This is a genomic window from Nonomuraea sp. NPDC049486 (assembly GCF_040676925.1).
In the GTDB taxonomy this organism is placed as follows: Bacteria; Actinomycetota; Actinomycetes; order Streptosporangiales; family Streptosporangiaceae; genus Nonomuraea; species Nonomuraea ferruginea.
In genome coordinates this window covers 1-15,488 of sequence record NZ_JBFAPV010000018.1, presented here as the reverse complement: position 1 = coordinate 15,488, position 15,488 = coordinate 1, and the positions used below count along the sequence as shown (strand labels likewise).

General features: G+C 71.9%; 19 protein-coding genes. 10 read left to right on the top strand and 9 right to left on the bottom strand.

Annotated elements, in window-relative coordinates; all coding sequences use genetic code 11:
- Positions 1 to 44 precede the first annotated feature (44 nt).
- Complete coding sequence (locus AB0K05_RS37625; protein WP_364235769.1) at positions 45 to 761, top strand: TetR/AcrR family transcriptional regulator; 717 nt, start codon at positions 45 to 47, stop codon at positions 759 to 761.
- Between the two features lie 262 nt (positions 762 to 1,023).
- Here AB0K05_RS37625 and AB0K05_RS37620 read toward each other — a convergent pair whose 3' ends face one another.
- The gene (locus AB0K05_RS37620; protein ID WP_271276729.1) at positions 1,024 to 2,490 is read right to left on the bottom strand and encodes a SulP family inorganic anion transporter; all 1,467 of its coding nucleotides are present in this window, start codon (positions 2,488 to 2,490) and stop codon (positions 1,024 to 1,026) included.
- Between the two features lie 393 nt (positions 2,491 to 2,883).
- Between AB0K05_RS37620 and AB0K05_RS37615 the strand changes: the two genes are divergently transcribed.
- Together AB0K05_RS37615 and AB0K05_RS37610 are read left to right on the top strand one after the other, a co-directional pair.
- The gene (locus AB0K05_RS37615) at positions 2,884 to 3,288 is read left to right on the top strand and encodes a MerR family transcriptional regulator (RefSeq protein ID WP_271276728.1); all 405 of its coding nucleotides are present in this window, start codon (positions 2,884 to 2,886) and stop codon (positions 3,286 to 3,288) included.
- A gap of 68 nt (positions 3,289 to 3,356) precedes the next feature.
- Positions 3,357 to 4,025, top strand: a complete 669-nt coding sequence (locus AB0K05_RS37610; RefSeq protein WP_271276727.1) for a hypothetical protein — start codon at positions 3,357 to 3,359, stop codon at positions 4,023 to 4,025.
- 2 nt (positions 4,026 to 4,027) lie between these two features.
- Here the strand turns inward: AB0K05_RS37610 and AB0K05_RS37605 are convergent, their stop codons facing one another.
- The 4 genes from AB0K05_RS37605 to AB0K05_RS37590 form a co-directional block, all read right to left on the bottom strand.
- The gene (locus AB0K05_RS37605) at positions 4,028 to 5,230 is read right to left on the bottom strand and encodes a sigma-70 family RNA polymerase sigma factor (RefSeq protein WP_271276726.1); all 1,203 of its coding nucleotides are present in this window, start codon (positions 5,228 to 5,230) and stop codon (positions 4,028 to 4,030) included.
- Complete coding sequence (locus tag AB0K05_RS37600; protein WP_187281172.1) at positions 5,227 to 5,565, bottom strand: YciI family protein; 339 nt, start codon at positions 5,563 to 5,565, stop codon at positions 5,227 to 5,229. Before AB0K05_RS37600 ends, AB0K05_RS37605 begins: the two co-directional genes overlap by 4 nt.
- Positions 5,566 to 5,577: 12 nt before the next feature.
- Positions 5,578 to 5,976: a VOC family protein gene (locus tag AB0K05_RS37595; RefSeq protein ID WP_271276725.1), complete on the bottom strand. Its 399-nt coding sequence runs from the start codon at positions 5,974 to 5,976 to the stop codon at positions 5,578 to 5,580.
- Between the two features lie 178 nt (positions 5,977 to 6,154).
- Positions 6,155 to 6,643 (bottom strand): DinB family protein, encoded by a 489-nt coding sequence (locus AB0K05_RS37590; protein WP_271276724.1) that lies wholly within the window; start codon positions 6,641 to 6,643, stop codon positions 6,155 to 6,157.
- 96 nt (positions 6,644 to 6,739) lie between these two features.
- Here AB0K05_RS37590 and AB0K05_RS37585 point away from each other — a divergent pair, with 96 nt between their 5' ends.
- Both AB0K05_RS37585 and AB0K05_RS37580 read left to right on the top strand, forming a co-directional pair.
- Entirely contained in the window at positions 6,740 to 7,318 is a 579-nt protein-coding gene (locus tag AB0K05_RS37585; protein WP_271276723.1) for an XRE family transcriptional regulator, read from the top strand.
- A gap of 39 nt (positions 7,319 to 7,357) precedes the next feature.
- Positions 7,358 to 8,014 carry an alpha/beta hydrolase gene (locus AB0K05_RS37580; protein ID WP_364235763.1) on the top strand — a complete coding sequence of 219 codons (657 nt, stop codon included), beginning with the start codon at positions 7,358 to 7,360 and terminating at the stop codon, positions 8,012 to 8,014.
- 15 nt (positions 8,015 to 8,029) lie between these two features.
- On the opposite strand, the gene AB0K05_RS37575 is transcribed toward AB0K05_RS37580, so the two are convergent.
- Together AB0K05_RS37575 and AB0K05_RS37570 are read right to left on the bottom strand one after the other, a co-directional pair.
- Positions 8,030 to 9,175, bottom strand: a complete 1,146-nt coding sequence (locus AB0K05_RS37575; RefSeq protein WP_271276721.1) for a DUF6596 domain-containing protein — start codon at positions 9,173 to 9,175, stop codon at positions 8,030 to 8,032.
- Between the two features lie 6 nt (positions 9,176 to 9,181).
- Positions 9,182 to 9,589: a YciI family protein gene (locus AB0K05_RS37570; protein ID WP_271276720.1), complete on the bottom strand. Its 408-nt coding sequence runs from the start codon at positions 9,587 to 9,589 to the stop codon at positions 9,182 to 9,184.
- 175 nt (positions 9,590 to 9,764) lie between these two features.
- On the opposite strand from AB0K05_RS37570, the gene AB0K05_RS37565 reads away from it, so the two are divergent.
- Positions 9,765 to 10,973, top strand: a complete 1,209-nt coding sequence (locus AB0K05_RS37565; RefSeq protein WP_271276719.1) for a sensor histidine kinase — start codon at positions 9,765 to 9,767, stop codon at positions 10,971 to 10,973.
- Complete coding sequence (locus AB0K05_RS37560; RefSeq protein WP_271276718.1) at positions 10,955 to 11,632, top strand: response regulator transcription factor; 678 nt, start codon at positions 10,955 to 10,957, stop codon at positions 11,630 to 11,632. The genes AB0K05_RS37565 and AB0K05_RS37560 overlap by 19 nt, the downstream gene beginning before the upstream one ends.
- A gap of 12 nt (positions 11,633 to 11,644) precedes the next feature.
- Here AB0K05_RS37560 and AB0K05_RS37555 read toward each other — a convergent pair whose 3' ends face one another.
- Positions 11,645 to 12,100 carry a MarR family transcriptional regulator gene (locus AB0K05_RS37555; protein ID WP_271276717.1) on the bottom strand — a complete coding sequence of 152 codons (456 nt, stop codon included), beginning with the start codon at positions 12,098 to 12,100 and terminating at the stop codon, positions 11,645 to 11,647.
- Positions 12,101 to 12,130: 30 nt separating this feature from the next.
- Between AB0K05_RS37555 and AB0K05_RS37550 the strand changes: the two genes are divergently transcribed.
- Positions 12,131 to 13,210: a bifunctional NAD(P)H-dependent oxidoreductase/GNAT family N-acetyltransferase gene (locus AB0K05_RS37550; protein ID WP_271276716.1), complete on the top strand. Its 1,080-nt coding sequence runs from the start codon at positions 12,131 to 12,133 to the stop codon at positions 13,208 to 13,210.
- A 16-nt stretch (positions 13,211 to 13,226) separates the two neighbouring features.
- On the opposite strand, the gene AB0K05_RS37545 is transcribed toward AB0K05_RS37550, so the two are convergent.
- A complete protein-coding gene (locus tag AB0K05_RS37545; protein ID WP_271276715.1) occupies positions 13,227 to 13,820 on the bottom strand; it encodes a dihydrofolate reductase family protein in 594 nt (197 codons plus the stop codon).
- A gap of 149 nt (positions 13,821 to 13,969) precedes the next feature.
- Between AB0K05_RS37545 and AB0K05_RS37540 the strand changes: the two genes are divergently transcribed.
- Both AB0K05_RS37540 and AB0K05_RS37535 read left to right on the top strand, forming a co-directional pair.
- Positions 13,970 to 14,353, top strand: a complete 384-nt coding sequence (locus tag AB0K05_RS37540; protein ID WP_219547490.1) for a DoxX family protein — start codon at positions 13,970 to 13,972, stop codon at positions 14,351 to 14,353.
- A 19-nt stretch (positions 14,354 to 14,372) separates the two neighbouring features.
- Positions 14,373 to 15,284: an RNA polymerase sigma-70 factor gene (locus AB0K05_RS37535; RefSeq protein ID WP_219547492.1), complete on the top strand. Its 912-nt coding sequence runs from the start codon at positions 14,373 to 14,375 to the stop codon at positions 15,282 to 15,284.
- Positions 15,285 to 15,488: the final 204 nt, after the last annotated feature.

Genomic DNA, 15,488 nt, shown 5'->3' with positions numbered 1-15,488 from the left:
CTAAGATGTCAACGCCGACCGAGGAAACGACGCGAGAGGTGACGATGTCCGCAAACACCAGCAGACGGCAGAGGTTGCGCCAGGCCACCCTGGAGGAGATCCACACGGCCGCGCGCAAGCTGCTGGTCGAGCAGGGATCGGCAGCGGTCACCATCAACGCGGTCGCCCGGCAGGTCGGCATGAGCGGCCCAGCCCTCTACCACTACTACGCCAGCCACGACGAACTGGTCGGCGCAGTGACCGCCGGCTTCTTCCGCGAACTGGCCGCCGCGATGGAACAGGCCCGCGACGGCCACGCCGACGCGTCGCTCGGCGAGCGGATACTGGCCGTCTGCCGCGCCATGCGCGCCTGGAGCACCGCCCACCCGGCCGAGTTCGGCTGGATATTCGCGAGCCCGATCACCCCGCAGAACCGGCGGCCGGACTCGGTGCGCCACCAGGCCGCCCTGCGGTTCGAGCAGGTCCTCCTCGACCTGATGGTCGAGCTGTGGCGGACACGACCGTTCCCGGTGCCCGACCTGGCCGACCTGCCCGCGTCCCTGCGCGAGCAACTGACCGCCTACTCCGCCACCCTCGAAGGACGGCTCCCGCCCGAGGCCGCCCACGTCTTCCTGTCGTGCTGGACCAGGCTGTACGGGCTTCTCTGCATGGAAGTCCTGCACCAACTGGACTTCGCCTACACCGACATGGAGCCCGTCTACGAACAGTGCCTGCGCGACCTGGCCGCCACCCTCGGCCTCGACAGCCACGCGCCGGCATGACGCCCGACACCGGCCGCATGATCTTGACGCAGGCCCCCTGAGCCCTTCCCCGCAGTGGGGTCAAGGGGCCAACGCCTTTACAATGTAGATTACGAGTTCGGTCGAGAGCAGAGCTGGGACCAGGGATGACAGGCGGACCTCACCCAGTCCGGCCTCTCGGTTGCGCGGACCACGATCGGTCCTCCCCTCTCCCGGATGCCGAGCCGCCCGAGTACGGGCCACTCCCCCACTTCAGGTCCGCACGCACGCCCGCAGGCCGCCGTCACCGGCTGCCGGACAGCTCCCCCGACAAGGTGGCGTGCATGCGGGCGCTGGGCTGGTTCAGCCCGATGATCCGTACGGTCTTGCCGCGGGCGGCGTACTTGGCCTCGACAGCGTCCAGAGCGGCGACGGATGAGGCGTCCCAGATGTGGGCGTCGGTCAGGTCGATGACCACGTCGTCAGGGTCGCCGGCATAGTCGAACCGGGAGACCAGGTCGTTGCTGGAGGCGAAGAACAGCTCGCCGGTCACGGCGTAGACCACCTGCCCGCCGTCGGGATCGACGACGGCGGAGACCTCGGCCAGGTGCGCCACCCGGCGCGCGAAGATGACCAGCCCGGTCAGCGAACCGACGACGACGCCGATGGCCAGGTTGTGCGTGACGACCACGACCGCGACCGTGATGACCATGACGCCGATCTCACCGGCGGGCATGCGCCTGAGGGTGGCCGGGGCGATGGAGTGCCAGTCGAAGGTGCCGACCGAAACCAGGATCATCACGGCGACCAGCGCGGCCATCGGAATCTGGGAGACCAGCGGGCCGAAGACGATGCACAGGACCATGAGCAGGACACCGGCGGTGAAGGTGGACAGCCGGGTGCGGGCGCCGTTCCTGACGTTGATCATGGTCTGGCCGATCATGGCGCAGCCGCCCATGCCGCCGAAGAAGCCGGTGACGATGTTGGCGACGCCCTGGCCGATGGACTCGCGCGTCTTGGAGGAGCGGGTGTCGGTGAGGTCGTCGACCAGCTTGGCGGTCATCAGCGACTCCATCAGCCCAACGAGGGCGAAGCCGACCGCGTACGGCGCGATGAGGGTGAGGGTGTCCAGCGTGAAAGCCACGTCGGGCAGACCGGGCACGGGCAGCGAGGACGGCAGCGTGCCACGATCGCCGACCGTGGGCACGGCCAGACCGGCGCCGATCGTGAGGGCGGTGAGCGCGGCGATGGAGATCAGCGGAGCCGGGACCACCTTGGTCAGGCGGGGCAGGAACACCATCAGCGCCAGCGCGCTGCCGACCAGCGGATAGACGACCCAGGGCACGTCCACGAGCTCGGGCACCTGCGCCATGAAGATCAAGATGGCCAGGGCGTTGACGAAGCCCACCATGACACTGCGAGGCACGAAGCGCATCAGCTTCGCCACGCCGAGCGCGCCGAGCGCGACCTGGATGAGCCCGCCGAGAATGACGGTCGCGACCAGGTAGCCGAGGCCGTGCTCGCGGGCCAGCGGGGCGACGACCAGAGCGATGGCTCCGGTCGCGGCGGAGATCATGGCGGGGCGGCCGCCGGCGATGGCGATGACCACGGCCATGGTGAAGGAGGCGAACAAACCGACGCTGGGATCGACCCCGGCGATGATGGAGAACGAGATCGCCTCAGGGATCAGGGCGAGCGCGACGACCAAGCCGGACAGGATCTCGGTACGGGCCACCGAGGGCTTCAGCCATTCGGGGCGGCCGGGCCGCATGCGAGCAGGCAGGGTCAGAGACGGGCGGGCAGGCACGGATGAGCTAGGCAACAGGAGTCCTTAAGGATGGAACAGCCCCGGAGGGCAGCGTCGCACCGGCCGGAGGCAGGGGCACGCTCGCGGGCGCGGAAAGGCGGCAGGCCGGACGGCGCTACCGCGGGCAGGTCACGGCGGGCAGCAGGCGGCGGTGATCAAAGGCATGCGCGCGTCGCTGTTCCTTACCTCGGGTGAGGGCGGCGCTCGGCGGCCCGGTGCGTGGGTGGCGGGATGTCCGGTCGGTACGGCGACGCCCCGACGCGGTCTGGCCAGCGGCAACTCTACCTTAACGTTAGGGTAGAGATCCGGCAGGGCTCGATGCGGCCGCCCTACCGGCTGACCAGTGAGGTTCTACAGATGCACATCGGGCAGGTGGCCGCGCGCACGGAGCTGTCACTGCGGACCATCCGGCACTACGACGAGGTCGGCCTGGTCCGGCCCTCGGCGCGCAGCCAGGGCGGCTTCCGCCTCTATACCGAGGCCGACGTGGCCCGTCTGATGGTGATCCGCAGGATGAAGCCGCTCGGCTTCACCCTGGCGGAGATGGGCGAACTGCTGGCCATCACCGACCGGCTCGACGACCCCGGTGCGGCGGCGGAGCTGGAGACGGCCGAGCGTGAGCAGTTCCTGGCCAAACTGAGCTGGTTCGAGCAGGCCACCCGCGAACGCTGCGAGGCGCTCCGCACCCAGCTGAGCCGAGCCGAGGAGTTCGCCACCGACCTGCGGCGGCACGCCGACCGACTGACCGCCGGCCCCACCTGACCAGTGGCACCGCCCCGATGCATCAGGCCCGTGGCGTGCGCGGGTGAAGGCGACGTCGAAGGAGCATCATGACGACCCCTCCCATGCCGCGCTCTTCGACAGAGATCCGCGCCTACCTCAAAGACCGGCTCAACCAGGCGCTTCGCCGGCCCGGCATGTTCGGCGGCGAGACGGCCCTGCGCCTCCTGTTCGACCATCTGGTCTACGCGGAACACCAGGAGCAAGAGTGGGCGCAAGCGATGCGGACCCTGGAATCGCGGGGCGCCTTCAACTCGCTCGGCGTGACGGGAGCGTTCAGAACCATCCTGCCTGCTGCCGGCGAGGACGGCGTCGCCTCGGTCTATGCCGAACTGGCCCACGACCGCGGATGGCTACAGGCCGACAGAACCCTGACCGCCGGAGAATACGGCTCCCTGCGCCGGGAGCTCATCGCTTGGACCGCTCACGACCGAACACTCACCGAAGTGCAGGAAGCGCTCGGCCCGCCTTCCGTTCTTCTCGGCGGCACCAACCCCTTCTACGGCAAGACCCTCGCCTACATGACCGCACAGGCGACGGAACCGATCATCTTCCTACACCTCTGGAACGGGACCTCCGGGTCGAGGGAAACGACCTGGCATCCCATCTACGACGAACCCGTTCTCTTGGCCATCCGATTCGGGAAGGGAGCGTTCGCGGACACCTTCACGTTCACACCGGAAGGAAGCAGACGCCGCCCAGGGGGAACAGCCGCATGAGGTCACGTCCACCTCAACCGATCGGCCAGCAGGGCCTGCTGGGCCGGGTTGGCGGTCAGCTCCAGCGCCCGCTCGTCGGCCCGCCGCGCCTGCCCACGGCGGTCCAGGTCACGCAGCAGCTCAGCCCGGGTGGCGTGGAAGAGCGGGTAACGCTCCAGCACCCGGCCGAGTGGCTCCAGCTCGGCCAGCGCCGCCTCGGGGCCTTTGACGTGGCGCAGGGCGACGGCCCGGTGCAGCCGGGTGACGGGCGAGGGCGCCAGGTGCAGCAACATGTCGTACAAGACCAGGATCTGCGCCCAGTCCGTGTCGGCGAAGGTCTCGGCCTCCGCGTGACAGGCCACGATCGCCGCCTGGACCTGGTACGGCCCCGGCCGGCGGTGGGCGTGAGCGGTCCGCGTCAGCAGCGCCGTGGCCCGCTCGATGGCCTGCCGGTCCCAGAGGCCGCGGTCCTGGTCGGCGAGCAGCACCAGCCGCCCGGCCGGGTCGAAGCGGGCCGCGCCCCGGGCCCGGTGCAGCCGGATCAGCGCCAGCAGCCCGGCCGCCTCCGGCTCCTTCGGCATCAGGTTCACCAGCAGCGCGGCCAGCCACTCGGCCTCCTCCACCAGGTCACGCGCCTGCGCCCGCTCGGCCGTGCTCGACAGGTAGCCCTCGTTGAACAGCAGATAGACGACCGCCAGCACCTCGCCTACGCGCCGCGGCAGCTCCTCCTCGGCGGGGATGCGGTACGGGATGCCGGCCTCGCCGATCTTCCGTTTGGCGCGGGTGATCCGCTGCGCCACAGTGGCCTCCGGCACGACGAACGCCGCGGCGATCTGCGCCACCGACAGCCCGCACACCGCCCGCAACGTGAGCGCGATCTGCGCGGCGCGTGACAGCGCCGGATGGCAGCAGGTGAACACCAGCCGCAGCCGGTCGTCGCGCGGGGCGGGGTCCGGCCTGGTGAGCCCGGCGAGCTTGGCCCGGTAGTTCGACTCCCGGCGCAGCACGTCCAGGCCGCGCCGCCGGGCCACGGTGAACAACCACGCGTCGGGCCGCTCCGGCACCCCCTCGACCGGCCAGCGCCGCAGCGCGGTCTCGACCGCGTCCTGCACCAGGTCCTCGGCGGCGGAGAAGTCGCCCAGCAACGACACCAGGGACGCGGCCAGCCGGCCCGCGTGCTCGCGCACCACCCCGGCCAGCACCTCCTCGTGCACCGGCCCGCTCATGAAAGGGGGCGGATCTCCACGATCGGGCAGGCCGGCCACGAGCGGGCGACCTTCAACGCCTCGTCCAGGTCGGCCACCTCGAGCTCGGCGAACCCGCTGACCACCTCCTTGCCCTCCACGAACGGCCCGTCGGTGACGACCGGCTCGCCCTGGTCCAGGCGCACCGTGGTGGCGGTGTGCACCGGCGCCAGATGCGCATGGTGAGTGATCTTGTCAGCGTGGTCGGCGAACCACTGCCCCACCGCCGCGTAGGCGGCTTCGCGCTCCAGCTCCCCCATCGCCTCCAGCTGGTGGGCGAACTCCTCGGTCTCGATGAACATCAGCACGTACTTCATGACGACTCCCCTTCAGCTCGCCGGGAGGGCGGCGTACAGGTCGACACCGTTCCCGTCCGGGTCGGCCACCGTGGCGTAGCGCATCCCCCAGATCGCGTCGAACGGCTCGGCGATCCCCCGGTGGCCCGCCTCGACGAGCTCGGCGTACCTGGCGTCCACCCCGGCCGGGGTCTCGAACTCGAAACACAGCAGAGTACGCGGCCCGCCGGTCGGCGCGCTCCAGCCGGGCAGGAACGGCGTGCGGAAACCCTCGGTGTCCAGCATCACATGCAGCCCGTTCGGCAGGTCGCAGCCGGCGTGTCCTGGCGAGTGCTCGTCCACCTTGAACTCCAGCCCGAGCCGGGCATAGAAGGCGATCGAGGCGTCCAGGTCGGACACCACGATGTCGATCGTGTTCAGCGTGGGATTCATGATGCGCTCCTTCGAGCTCGTTCGGCGAGGTTCCCCGGCTGTCCGCGCGATGCCCCACGCTCGCGTCACGTGTCCGCGAGCCGACATCCCCGCTGACAGCCTGGCTCTTATCTCACAGACGATCGGCTGAAACCCCGATACGACAGATGCTGCTGATTACTTCACTGATCGGACGCCTTTACACTGTAGATTTTTGACCGAGGCACCGAGCCGCGAGGATCTGTTCCCGGAGGATGTCGGCATGGCCGAGGTGCTGGGCGAGTTCGCGCAGCATGTGCAGGTGGATCTGCCACAGGAAGCGCTCGCCGCGTCCCGTGACGACGGCGTCGAGGTCCAGGGAGGCCGTGTTCCTGCGGGACGTCTCGCAGATGTCCCGGTAGGCGGCCCGGACGGACGCGATCGTGTCGTCCCGCTCCAGGACGAAGGAGCGATCGGGCGTGGAGGCGATCCCGATCTCCTCGTACGAACGGCCGGTGATCGCCTGGTCGAACCAGACGCCTTCGACGTAGGTGACATGCTTGACGAGCCCCAGCGGGGTCGTCCTCGACGGTACGAGACGCCTTCGAGCCTCGTCCTCGGTGAGCCCTTCGAGGCTGTCGTGCAACCGGGAGCGGTACTCGTCCAGGAAGGCGTCCAGTTGGGCGCGCAGGGCGCTGGCGGACATCATCTGTTCTCCTCAGTCTGGAAAGGTCCAGGAGCAAGCAAGGATCCGCGCGGCCATGCGGGATTTGCAAAGGACGTTGCGGATCCGCAAAATCGGGGCATGGCCGAACCTCGGAGCGACGTGCCGGCCGGTGTCGGGCCGCGGCTGAAGGCGCTGCGCCGGGCGCGCGGGGCGACCCTGGCCGAGCTCGCGGAGCTGACCGGCCTGACGCCCAGCACGCTCTCGCGCCTGGAGAACGGGCGGCTCCGCCCGACCCTGGAGCAGTTGCTCCCGCTGGCCCGGACGCACGGCGTGACCCTCGACGAACTGGTCGACGCGCCGCCCACCGGCGACCCGCGCGTCCACATGCCGCCCGTCCACCGGTACGGGCTGACGTTCATACCGCTGACCCGGCGCGCCGGCGGCATCCAGGCGTTCAAGGTGATCCATCCACCCGCCGTCGCCGACCTCACGCCGAGCCCGCGCGGGCACGAAGGCTACGAGTGGTTCTACGTCATGTCCGGGCACGTCCGGCTCGTCGTCGGCGACCGCGACCTGCGGCTCGGCCCCGGCGAGGCGGCCGAGTTCGACACCAGGCTGCCGCACTGGATCGGCAACACCGCCGACAAGCCCGCGGAGCTGCTCATGCTCTTCGGCGCCCAGGGAGAACGCGCCCACCTCTCGGTCTCCACGCCATGACCCCGATGAGTTTCCGCGCCGCCGGCGGTCATCACCGTCATGACGACCTTCGCGCTCATCCACGGCGGCGGCGGGAGCGCCTTCGACTGGCACCTGCTCGAAGCCGAGCTGCGCGGCCGCGGGCATGACACGGTCGCGGTGGACCTGCCCATGTCCGATCCGCGGGCGGGGCTGTGGGACTACGCCGACGCCGTCGTCCGGGCGATCGGCGAGCGCCGCGACCTCGTCGTGGTCGCGCATTCGTGGGGCGGCTTCGTAGGCCCGCTCGTCTGCGCGCGGGTGGAGGCCGCCGCGCTCGTGCTGGTCACCGCCATGATCCCGAGCCCCGGCGAGACGCCGGACGACTGGTGGAAACGGAGCGGCCGGCCCCCGTCCGGCATCGACGACGAGTACGAGCTCTACCTGCAGGACGTGCCCCGTGAGCTGGCCGAGCGGGTGCTGGCCCACGACGCCGCGCTCGCCGGGGACGTGAGCATGGACCGGGCCGGTCGCGAGCCCTGGCCGCTGGCCGCCTGGCCGGACGTGCCCACGAGATACCTGCTCTGCCGCGACGACCGCTGCTTCACCCCCGGATTCGTGCGCCGCCACGTGAAGGAGCGGCTCGGCATCGTCCCCGACGAGATGCCCGGCGGCCACATGGTGATGCTGTCGCGGCCGGGCGAGCTGGCCGGCTACCTGGTGGGGCTCCTGCCGTGACGGCCCCGGGCCGGGTCAGGCGCGCAGCTTCGCGTTGAGCCGTGCGGCCTGCCGCGTGAGGTGGTCGCGTTCGGGGAGGCTGGACGCCGACCGGGCGGCCTCGGCGTAGAGCCGCGCCGCGGTGACCAGGTCACCGTCACGCTCGCGCAGGTACGCCGCGACGGCGGTGTGGCGGGGCAGGCCGGGGTCGAGCTCCGCCAGGGCGGCCAGGCCGGCCCGCGGGCCGTCGGCCTCGCCGACGGCGACCGCCCGGTTGAGCCGGGCCACCGGGCTGCCGGTGAGGCGCACCAGCTCGTCGTACCACTCGACGATCTGCACCCAGTCGGTCTCCTCGGCCGTCCGCGCGTCGGCGTGGAGCGCGGCGACGGCGGCCTGGGCCTGGAACTCGCCCAGGCGGTCGCGGGCGAGTGCCGCCTGCAGCACGTCGACGCCCTCGGCGATCAGGCGGGTGTCCCACAGGCCGCGGTCCTGCTCGGCGAGCGGCACGAGCCTGCCGTCCGAGCCGGTCCGCGCCGGGCGCCGGGCGTGGTGCAGCAGCATGAGCGCGAGCAGGCCCGCGACCTCCTCGTGGTCGACCCTGGCCGCCAGCTGGCGGGTGAGCCTGATCGCCTCGGCGGCGAGGTCGACGTCACCGGAGTAGCCCTCGTTGAAGACCAGGTAGAGCACGCGCAGCACGGTGGCGACGTCACCGGGCTGGTTGAACCGGACCCCCGCGACGGTCCGCTTGGCCCTGCTGATCCGCTGCGCCATGGTCGCCTCCGGCACGAGGTACGCCTGCGCGATCTGACGCGTGGTCAGTCCGCCGACCGCGCGCAGCGTGAGCGCTACGGCCGACGCCGGTGTCAGGGACGGGTGCGCGCACAGGAAGTACAGCTGGAGCGTGTCGTCCACCTCCTCCCCCGCCCCAGGCACGGGCTCACCCTCGGCGCGCTCCTCGCGGTGCCGCCGGGAGGCGTCGGCGCGGGCGGCGTCGAGGAACTTGCGCCACGCCACGGTGACCAGCCAGCCCTTCGGGTCCCGTGGCGGGTCGTCCGGCCACACGCGTACGGCCTCGACCAAGGCGTCCTGCACGGCGTCCTCTGCCGCCGCGAAGTCCGCTCCGCGGCGGACGAGAACGCCGATCACGGTGGGGGTGAGGGTCCGCAGGAGGGACTCTTCCACCGTTCGTCACTCCGTGATGGTCGGGTGCGCGGTCAGGAACGGGCGCAGTTCGAGCCACTCGTGGATCGGCTCCCCGCCCGCGCCCGGAGCCGCGGACAGCTCGGCGGCCAGTTCGAGCGCCCGCTCGTAGCTGTCGACGTCGATCACCATCCAGCCGGCGATCAGGTCCTTCGTCTCCGCGAACGGGCCGTCGGTGACCGGCGGCCGCCCTTCGCCGTCGTAGCGGACGAACGTGCCCTCCGGGGAGAGCGCCTGACCGTCGACGAACTCGCCGGTGTCTTCGAGCCGGGCGGCGAAGTCGTCCATGTACTTCACGTGGGCCGTGACCTCCTCCGGCGTCCACTTGTCCATCGGCACGTCGTTGACCGCTGCCGGGGCGCCCCGGTAGTGCTTGAGCAGCAGGTACTTGGCCATGATGTCCTCCTTGGTGCGGTACGGCCATGGTGGCCGTGCTCGACTCTGGGACGGAGCCGCGCACGCGTTCTCGACATCCCACCGCGACATTTTTCCTGAAGCCTCCGCCGTGCGTGAGGCAGAGGTAGACCCAGCACTACCGTGCCCGCGCACCCGGATCGGTTAGCGTCGTGGAGTGCTCGCCCCCACCGCCCTGGCCGCCGTGACCCGCCGGCCGTCGGCGTTCCTCCGCTCCTCGTGGCCCTGGCGGTCGCTGGCCTACCTGCTGGGCAGCGCGATCCACGCGGTGGCGGCGTGCGTGGCGATCTACGCGGCCTACGCGTACGGCGTCGGGGTCGCGGCGGGGGGCGTGCTGCTCGCGCTGGCCGTGCTCTCCCTGCCGGCGGCGGCGTTCGAGCGGTGGCGGCTCCGGCTGGTGGACCGCGCGCCCGTCGACGACCCGCACGTCAGGCCGCCGCGGCCCGGTCCGCGCGCCTGGCTCGCCACCCGCTTGCGCGAGCAGGCGACCTGGCGGGAGCTGGGGTTCACCGTCATCGCGGTGTCCGTGATGTGGTGGATGGACCTGGGATTCGTCTCGTCGGCGATCTGGCTGCCGCTGATGCTGCTGTCGGCGCCGTTCCAGCCGAGCCTGCACCTGGTGGAGAGCCTGCCGCTGATCGCCGCCGGGCTGCTGCTGTCGCCGCTCTTCGCGTACATGATGACCGCGTGGGCCGGCACCCGCGCGTTGCTCGTGCGGGCCGTCCTCGCGCCGCGCGACGCGGAGATCATCCGTTCCCGCGCCCGGCTGGTCGACGCGTTCGAGGTCGAACGCCGCCGGATCGAGCGTGACCTGCACGACGGCGCCCAGCAGCGGCTGGTGGCCCTCAGCATGAAGCTCGGGCTGGCCCGGCTCGACCTGCCTCCGGGTTCGCCCGCCGAGGCGCAGCTCGCCGAGGCGCACGAGGAGGCCGGGCGCGCCCTGGCCGAGCTGCGCGAGCTGATCAGGGGCGTCCATCCCCAGGTGCTCACCGACCGGGGGCTCGGCGCGGCCGTGCGCGACGTGGCGGGCCGCTCCCCCGTTCCCGTCGACGTCGACGTCTCGCTGCCCGGCCGGTTGCCGCCGTCGATCGAGGTGACCGCCTACTACGTCGTGTCGGAGGCGATGGCCAACCTCGCCAAGCACAGCGGGGCACGGCGCGGTTTCGTGCGCGCCCGGCTCCACGACGGCGCGCTGGTGCTGGAGGTGGGCGACGACGGGGTGGGGGGCGCCGACCCGGCGGCCGGGTCCGGGCTGGCCGGGCTCGCGGACCGCGTGGCCGTCACCGACGGCCTGATGACCCTGTCCAGCCCGCCGGGCGGGCCGACGTCGCTGCGTGTGGAGATCCCATGCCCCGTCTCCGGGTAGCCCTCGCCGAGGACGGTGTGCTGCTCCGTGAGGGGCTCGCCGGGCTCCTCGACCGGTTCGGCCACGAGGTCGTCGCCTCGGTCGGCGACGGCGCGGCGCTGATCGCCGCCGTGGCCGAGCACGAACCCGACATCGTCGTCGCCGACGTCCGCATGCCGCCCGGCTTCACCGACGAGGGGCTCCGCGCCGCGCTCACGCTGCGCGCCTCCCACCCGGGGCTCGCCGTGCTGGTGCTCAGCCAGTACGTCGAGCAGACGTACGCGGCCGAACTCCTCGACTCGGACGGCGGCTCCGGCATCGGCTACCTGCTGAAGGACCGGATCGGCGACGTGCGGGAGTTCGTGGACGTGGTGGAGCGGGTCGCCGCGGGGCGCACGGTCGTGGACCCGGAGGTGGTGCGGCAGTTGCTGAGCCGCCGCCGCGCGCCGCTGTCCCGGCTGACCCCGCGGGAGCGTGAGGTGCTCGGACTGGTCGCGGAGGGCCGCTCCAACGCCGCCGTCGCCCGCGCGCTGGTGGTCTCCGAGGCGGCGGTATCCAAGCACATCGCCGGCATCCTGGCCAAGCTCGACCTGCCCCCGGCGGGGGACGACCACCGCCGCGTCCTCGCCGTCCTCGCCTACCTCCGGGGCCGGCCGGGCGGGCCGGAGGAGCGGCGCTGATCCGGCCGTACCTCAGCCGTCGAGCTTGCGGGCGATGGTCTCCAGGGCGGAGAGGTCCGCGGGTGAGAGCCGGTCGATGACGTGGCGGCGGACCGACTCCAGGTGGGCGGGGGCGGCGTCCTCCAGCGTCTCCAGGCCGCGTTCGGTGAGGACGAGATAGCAGCCCCGGCCGTCGGCCGGATCGGGCTCGCGCCGCAGGAGTCCCCGGGCCTCCATGCGGGTGGCGTGCCGGGACAGGCGGCTGCGTGACCAGCCCATCTTGGCCGCCTGCTCGTGCAGCGTGCTGGTGCGGCCCGGACGCTCGGAGAGCGTGCTCAGCACTTCGTAGTCGGGATCGGACAGGCCGATCGCGGCCAGGTCGTGCGCGGTGCGCGACTGGACGGCGATCATCATGCGGCGCAGGGCGCGCCAGGCCCGTTCCTCGTCCGGGTCGAGCCAGCGGACCGTCCCCGGCGGTTTCTTTGACATGTAAACAAGTTACCAGCTACGTTCGTTTCCATGTCAACGAAAACTGTGCGGGTCCTCGTCCTGATGTGCAGCTCCCGTCCCGGCGCCCGGGGCCCGGCGGTGGCGGAGTGGCTGGCCGAGACGGTCGCGCCCCGCGCCGCGGAGCTCGGCGTGGAGCTCGTGCCGGTGGCCCTGCGCGACCTCGGCCTGCCGTTCCTGGACGAGGAGGACGAGCCCGCGTCCGGCGTCTACCGGCGCGAGCACACCAAGCGGTGGAGCGCGACGGTGGACGCGGCCGACGGCTTCATCGCGGTAACCCCCGAGTACAACTACGGCATGCCCGCCATCCTCAAGAACGCCCTCGACTACCTCGGCCGCGAGTGGGCGTGGAAGCCCATGGGGTTCGTCAGCTACGGCAACACCTCGGCCGGCACCCGGTCGGTCCAGCACGCCAAGCAGGTGGTGACCACGCTGCGGCTGGTGCCCCTGGGCGCCACGCTCGCCCTGCGCATCGGCGACACCATGGAGAACGGGCGGGTCCGCCCCGACGCCGGCCGCGCCGCGATCGCCGTGGGGGTCCTGGACGAGCTGGTCCGGGTCGCCCACGCCCTCCGGCCGCTGCGCGAGCAGGCCCGGTCGCAGCCGGGGCCGCTGCCGGGCTCGTACGTGAGAGAGCTGACCCCCGGCGACGCCGGGGAGGTCCTGGTGCTGCAGCGCTGCTGCTGGATGGAGGAGGCGCTGGCCAACGACACGCTGGCCGTCCCCGCCCTCGGCGAGTCGCTGGAGCGGGTGGGCGCATGGCTGGCCACCTGGCACACCACGGGCCTGTGGCAGGACGGCCGGCTCCTGGGCATGGTACGGGCGCGCCGCGTGGACGACGACTGGCACGTGGGCCGGCTCGGCGTCGTCCCCGACCTGCGCGGCCGGGGCGTGGGGCGCTGGCTGCTGGGCCGGGCCGAAGCTGCGGCCGAGGCCGGCTGCCGCCGCTTCGTGCTGCGCACCGGCGCCGAGAGCCGACGCAACCTCGCCCTCTACCACGCCCAGGGCTACCGGACGGAGTCGTCCGACGGCGCGACGGCCTTCCTCACCAAGCGGGTGCCCGCGCACGAGCCCGTCCCGGCGGCCGGATGAGGACACCGGCGGCGGGTCAGCCGCCCGTGGTGGCATAGGTCGCGATGATCGCGCCCGTGCTGGTCACCTGGCTGTCCGCCAGCCGCAGCGACCGGAGCGCGCCGTCGTCACGGAAGAGACGCTTGCCGCCGCCCACCACCAGCGGGTCGATCATGAGCCGGAGCTCGTCCAGCAGGCCCAGGGCCAGCAGGGTCTGGACGAGACCCGGGCTGCCGATCACATGCAGGTCGCCGCCTTCCTCCTTCTTCAGCGCTCGTACGGCCGCGCCGGCATCACCCCCCAGCAGCCTCGCGTTCCGCCAGCCGAGCGGCTCTGCGAGGGTGGTCGAGGCGACGTACTTCGGCAACGCGTTCAAGGGCTCGGCGAGCACCTGCTGGTCCTGCGGCGCGTCCGGCCAGTGGGCGGCGAAGATCTCGTACGTGCCGCGCCCCAGCAGGTAGCCGCCCGCGCCGCGGACGTTGTCGATCACCCACGTCATCGACAGGTCGTCGAAGTAGCGGGCGTGCCAGCCGCCGTGCGTGAAGCCGCCGGCCGCGTCCTCGTCGGCGTAGCTGGGTGACTGCACCACCCCGTCCAGCGTCATCCACTCGTTCGCGATCACTTTCCGCATTCCGGCCTCCTGGCAGTCGTGGAGCCTGTCACCCGCGAGGACGGAGCCGGGCGCCCGTTCTCGACATGGCGGGCTTAACCGGCATGTCACAGGCGGGAGCCGCTGTCTCGTCTACGGGGTAGAGGCAATCTTCGATTGAGGGATGGACGATGAATCTCGCGCTGTGGATCGCTGCCGGACTGCTGGCCGCGGTTGCCCTGCTCGGCGGCATCACCAAGACTTTCGTGCCGAGGGAGAAACTGGCCGCGGCCCACGGCGGAGGATGGACCGGTGACGTCAGCGCGGGCTTCGTCAAGACCCTGGGCGTTCTCGAACTCCTGGCCGCGCTGGGCCTGATCCTGCCCGCCGTGCTCGGCATCGCGCCGGTTCTGGTGCCGGTGACCGCCGTGTGCTGGGTCCTGCTGATGATCGGGGCGATGATCACGCACGGCCGCCGCGGCGAGTACTCTCTCTCGGCGCTGAACCTGGTATATCTCGCCATCGCCGCGTTCATCGCGTGGGGCCGCTTCGGCCCCGAGTCCTTCGTCGGCTGACCGGCGGGGAGGAGCCGTCATGAGCAGGACCGAGGAGTTCGAGGAGCTGCGGCCGCTGCTGTTCTCGATCGCGTACCGGATCCTGGGCAGCGTGAGCGAGGCCGAGGACGCGGTCCAGGAGACCTGGCTGCGCTTCCAGGCCTCCCCCGCCCGGCCCAGGTCGGTCAGGGCTTTCCTGTCGGCCACGGTCACCAGGATCGCGATCGACGTGCTGCGCTCGGCCCGCGTCCGGCGGGAGGAGTACGTCGGGCCGTGGCTTCCGGAGCCCCTGCTCGCCGACCCCTACGAGGATCCGGAGCGGTCGGCGGAGCTGGCCGACTCGGTGTCGACGGCGGCCCTGCTGCTGCTGGAGCGGCTCAGCCCGCTGGAGCGGGCGGTCTTCGTGCTGCGGGAGGTGTTCGGCTTCGGCTTCCCCGAGGTAGCGGCGGCCGTCGGCCGCTCGGAGGCGGCGTGCCGCCAGCTCGCCGTGCGGGCGCGGCGCCACATGACCGAGGGACGGCCCCGCTTCGAGGCCGATCGCAGGGAGCGGGAGGAACTGGCGTCGCGGTTCTTCGACGCCCTGCGCGAAGGCGACGTCGCCGGCCTCCAGGAGTTGCTCGCGGCCGACGTGTCGATGGTCGGCGACGGCGGCGGCAAGGCCCCGCAACTGGCCAGGGCCGTCGCCGGCGCCGGGAACGTGGCCAGGCTGCTCGCCTCCGTCTTCCCCCGGATGGCCCTGATCGACGTGGCGTTCGAGCCGCACGACGTCAACGGCGAGCCGGGCGCGATCTTCCGCGACCGGGACGGGAAGGTGCTCCACACCCTGGCGCTGGACGTCCTCGACGGGCGGATCCAGACGATCCGCGCGGTGATCAACCCCGACAAGCTCGGGCACGTGGGCCCGGTGGCGGACGCCTGGGCGATCGACCGCGAGGCACGGCGGGCGCGGTGACAACCCGGGTTGGTTCCCGGGGGTGAGGGGCGGTCCGGCGAGGACGAGTGCCTGATGGCGCTCGTCCTCGCCCGAGACGTGCCGTCCGGCTCCGAGCCCGGGTCAGACCTCTTCCACGCTGCTCGGCTCACGCCGGGACAGGTCGATGCCGAGCTCCTCCGCGGCGCGGAAGACGTCCTCGTCGGTGTCGCGCATCTCGATGGA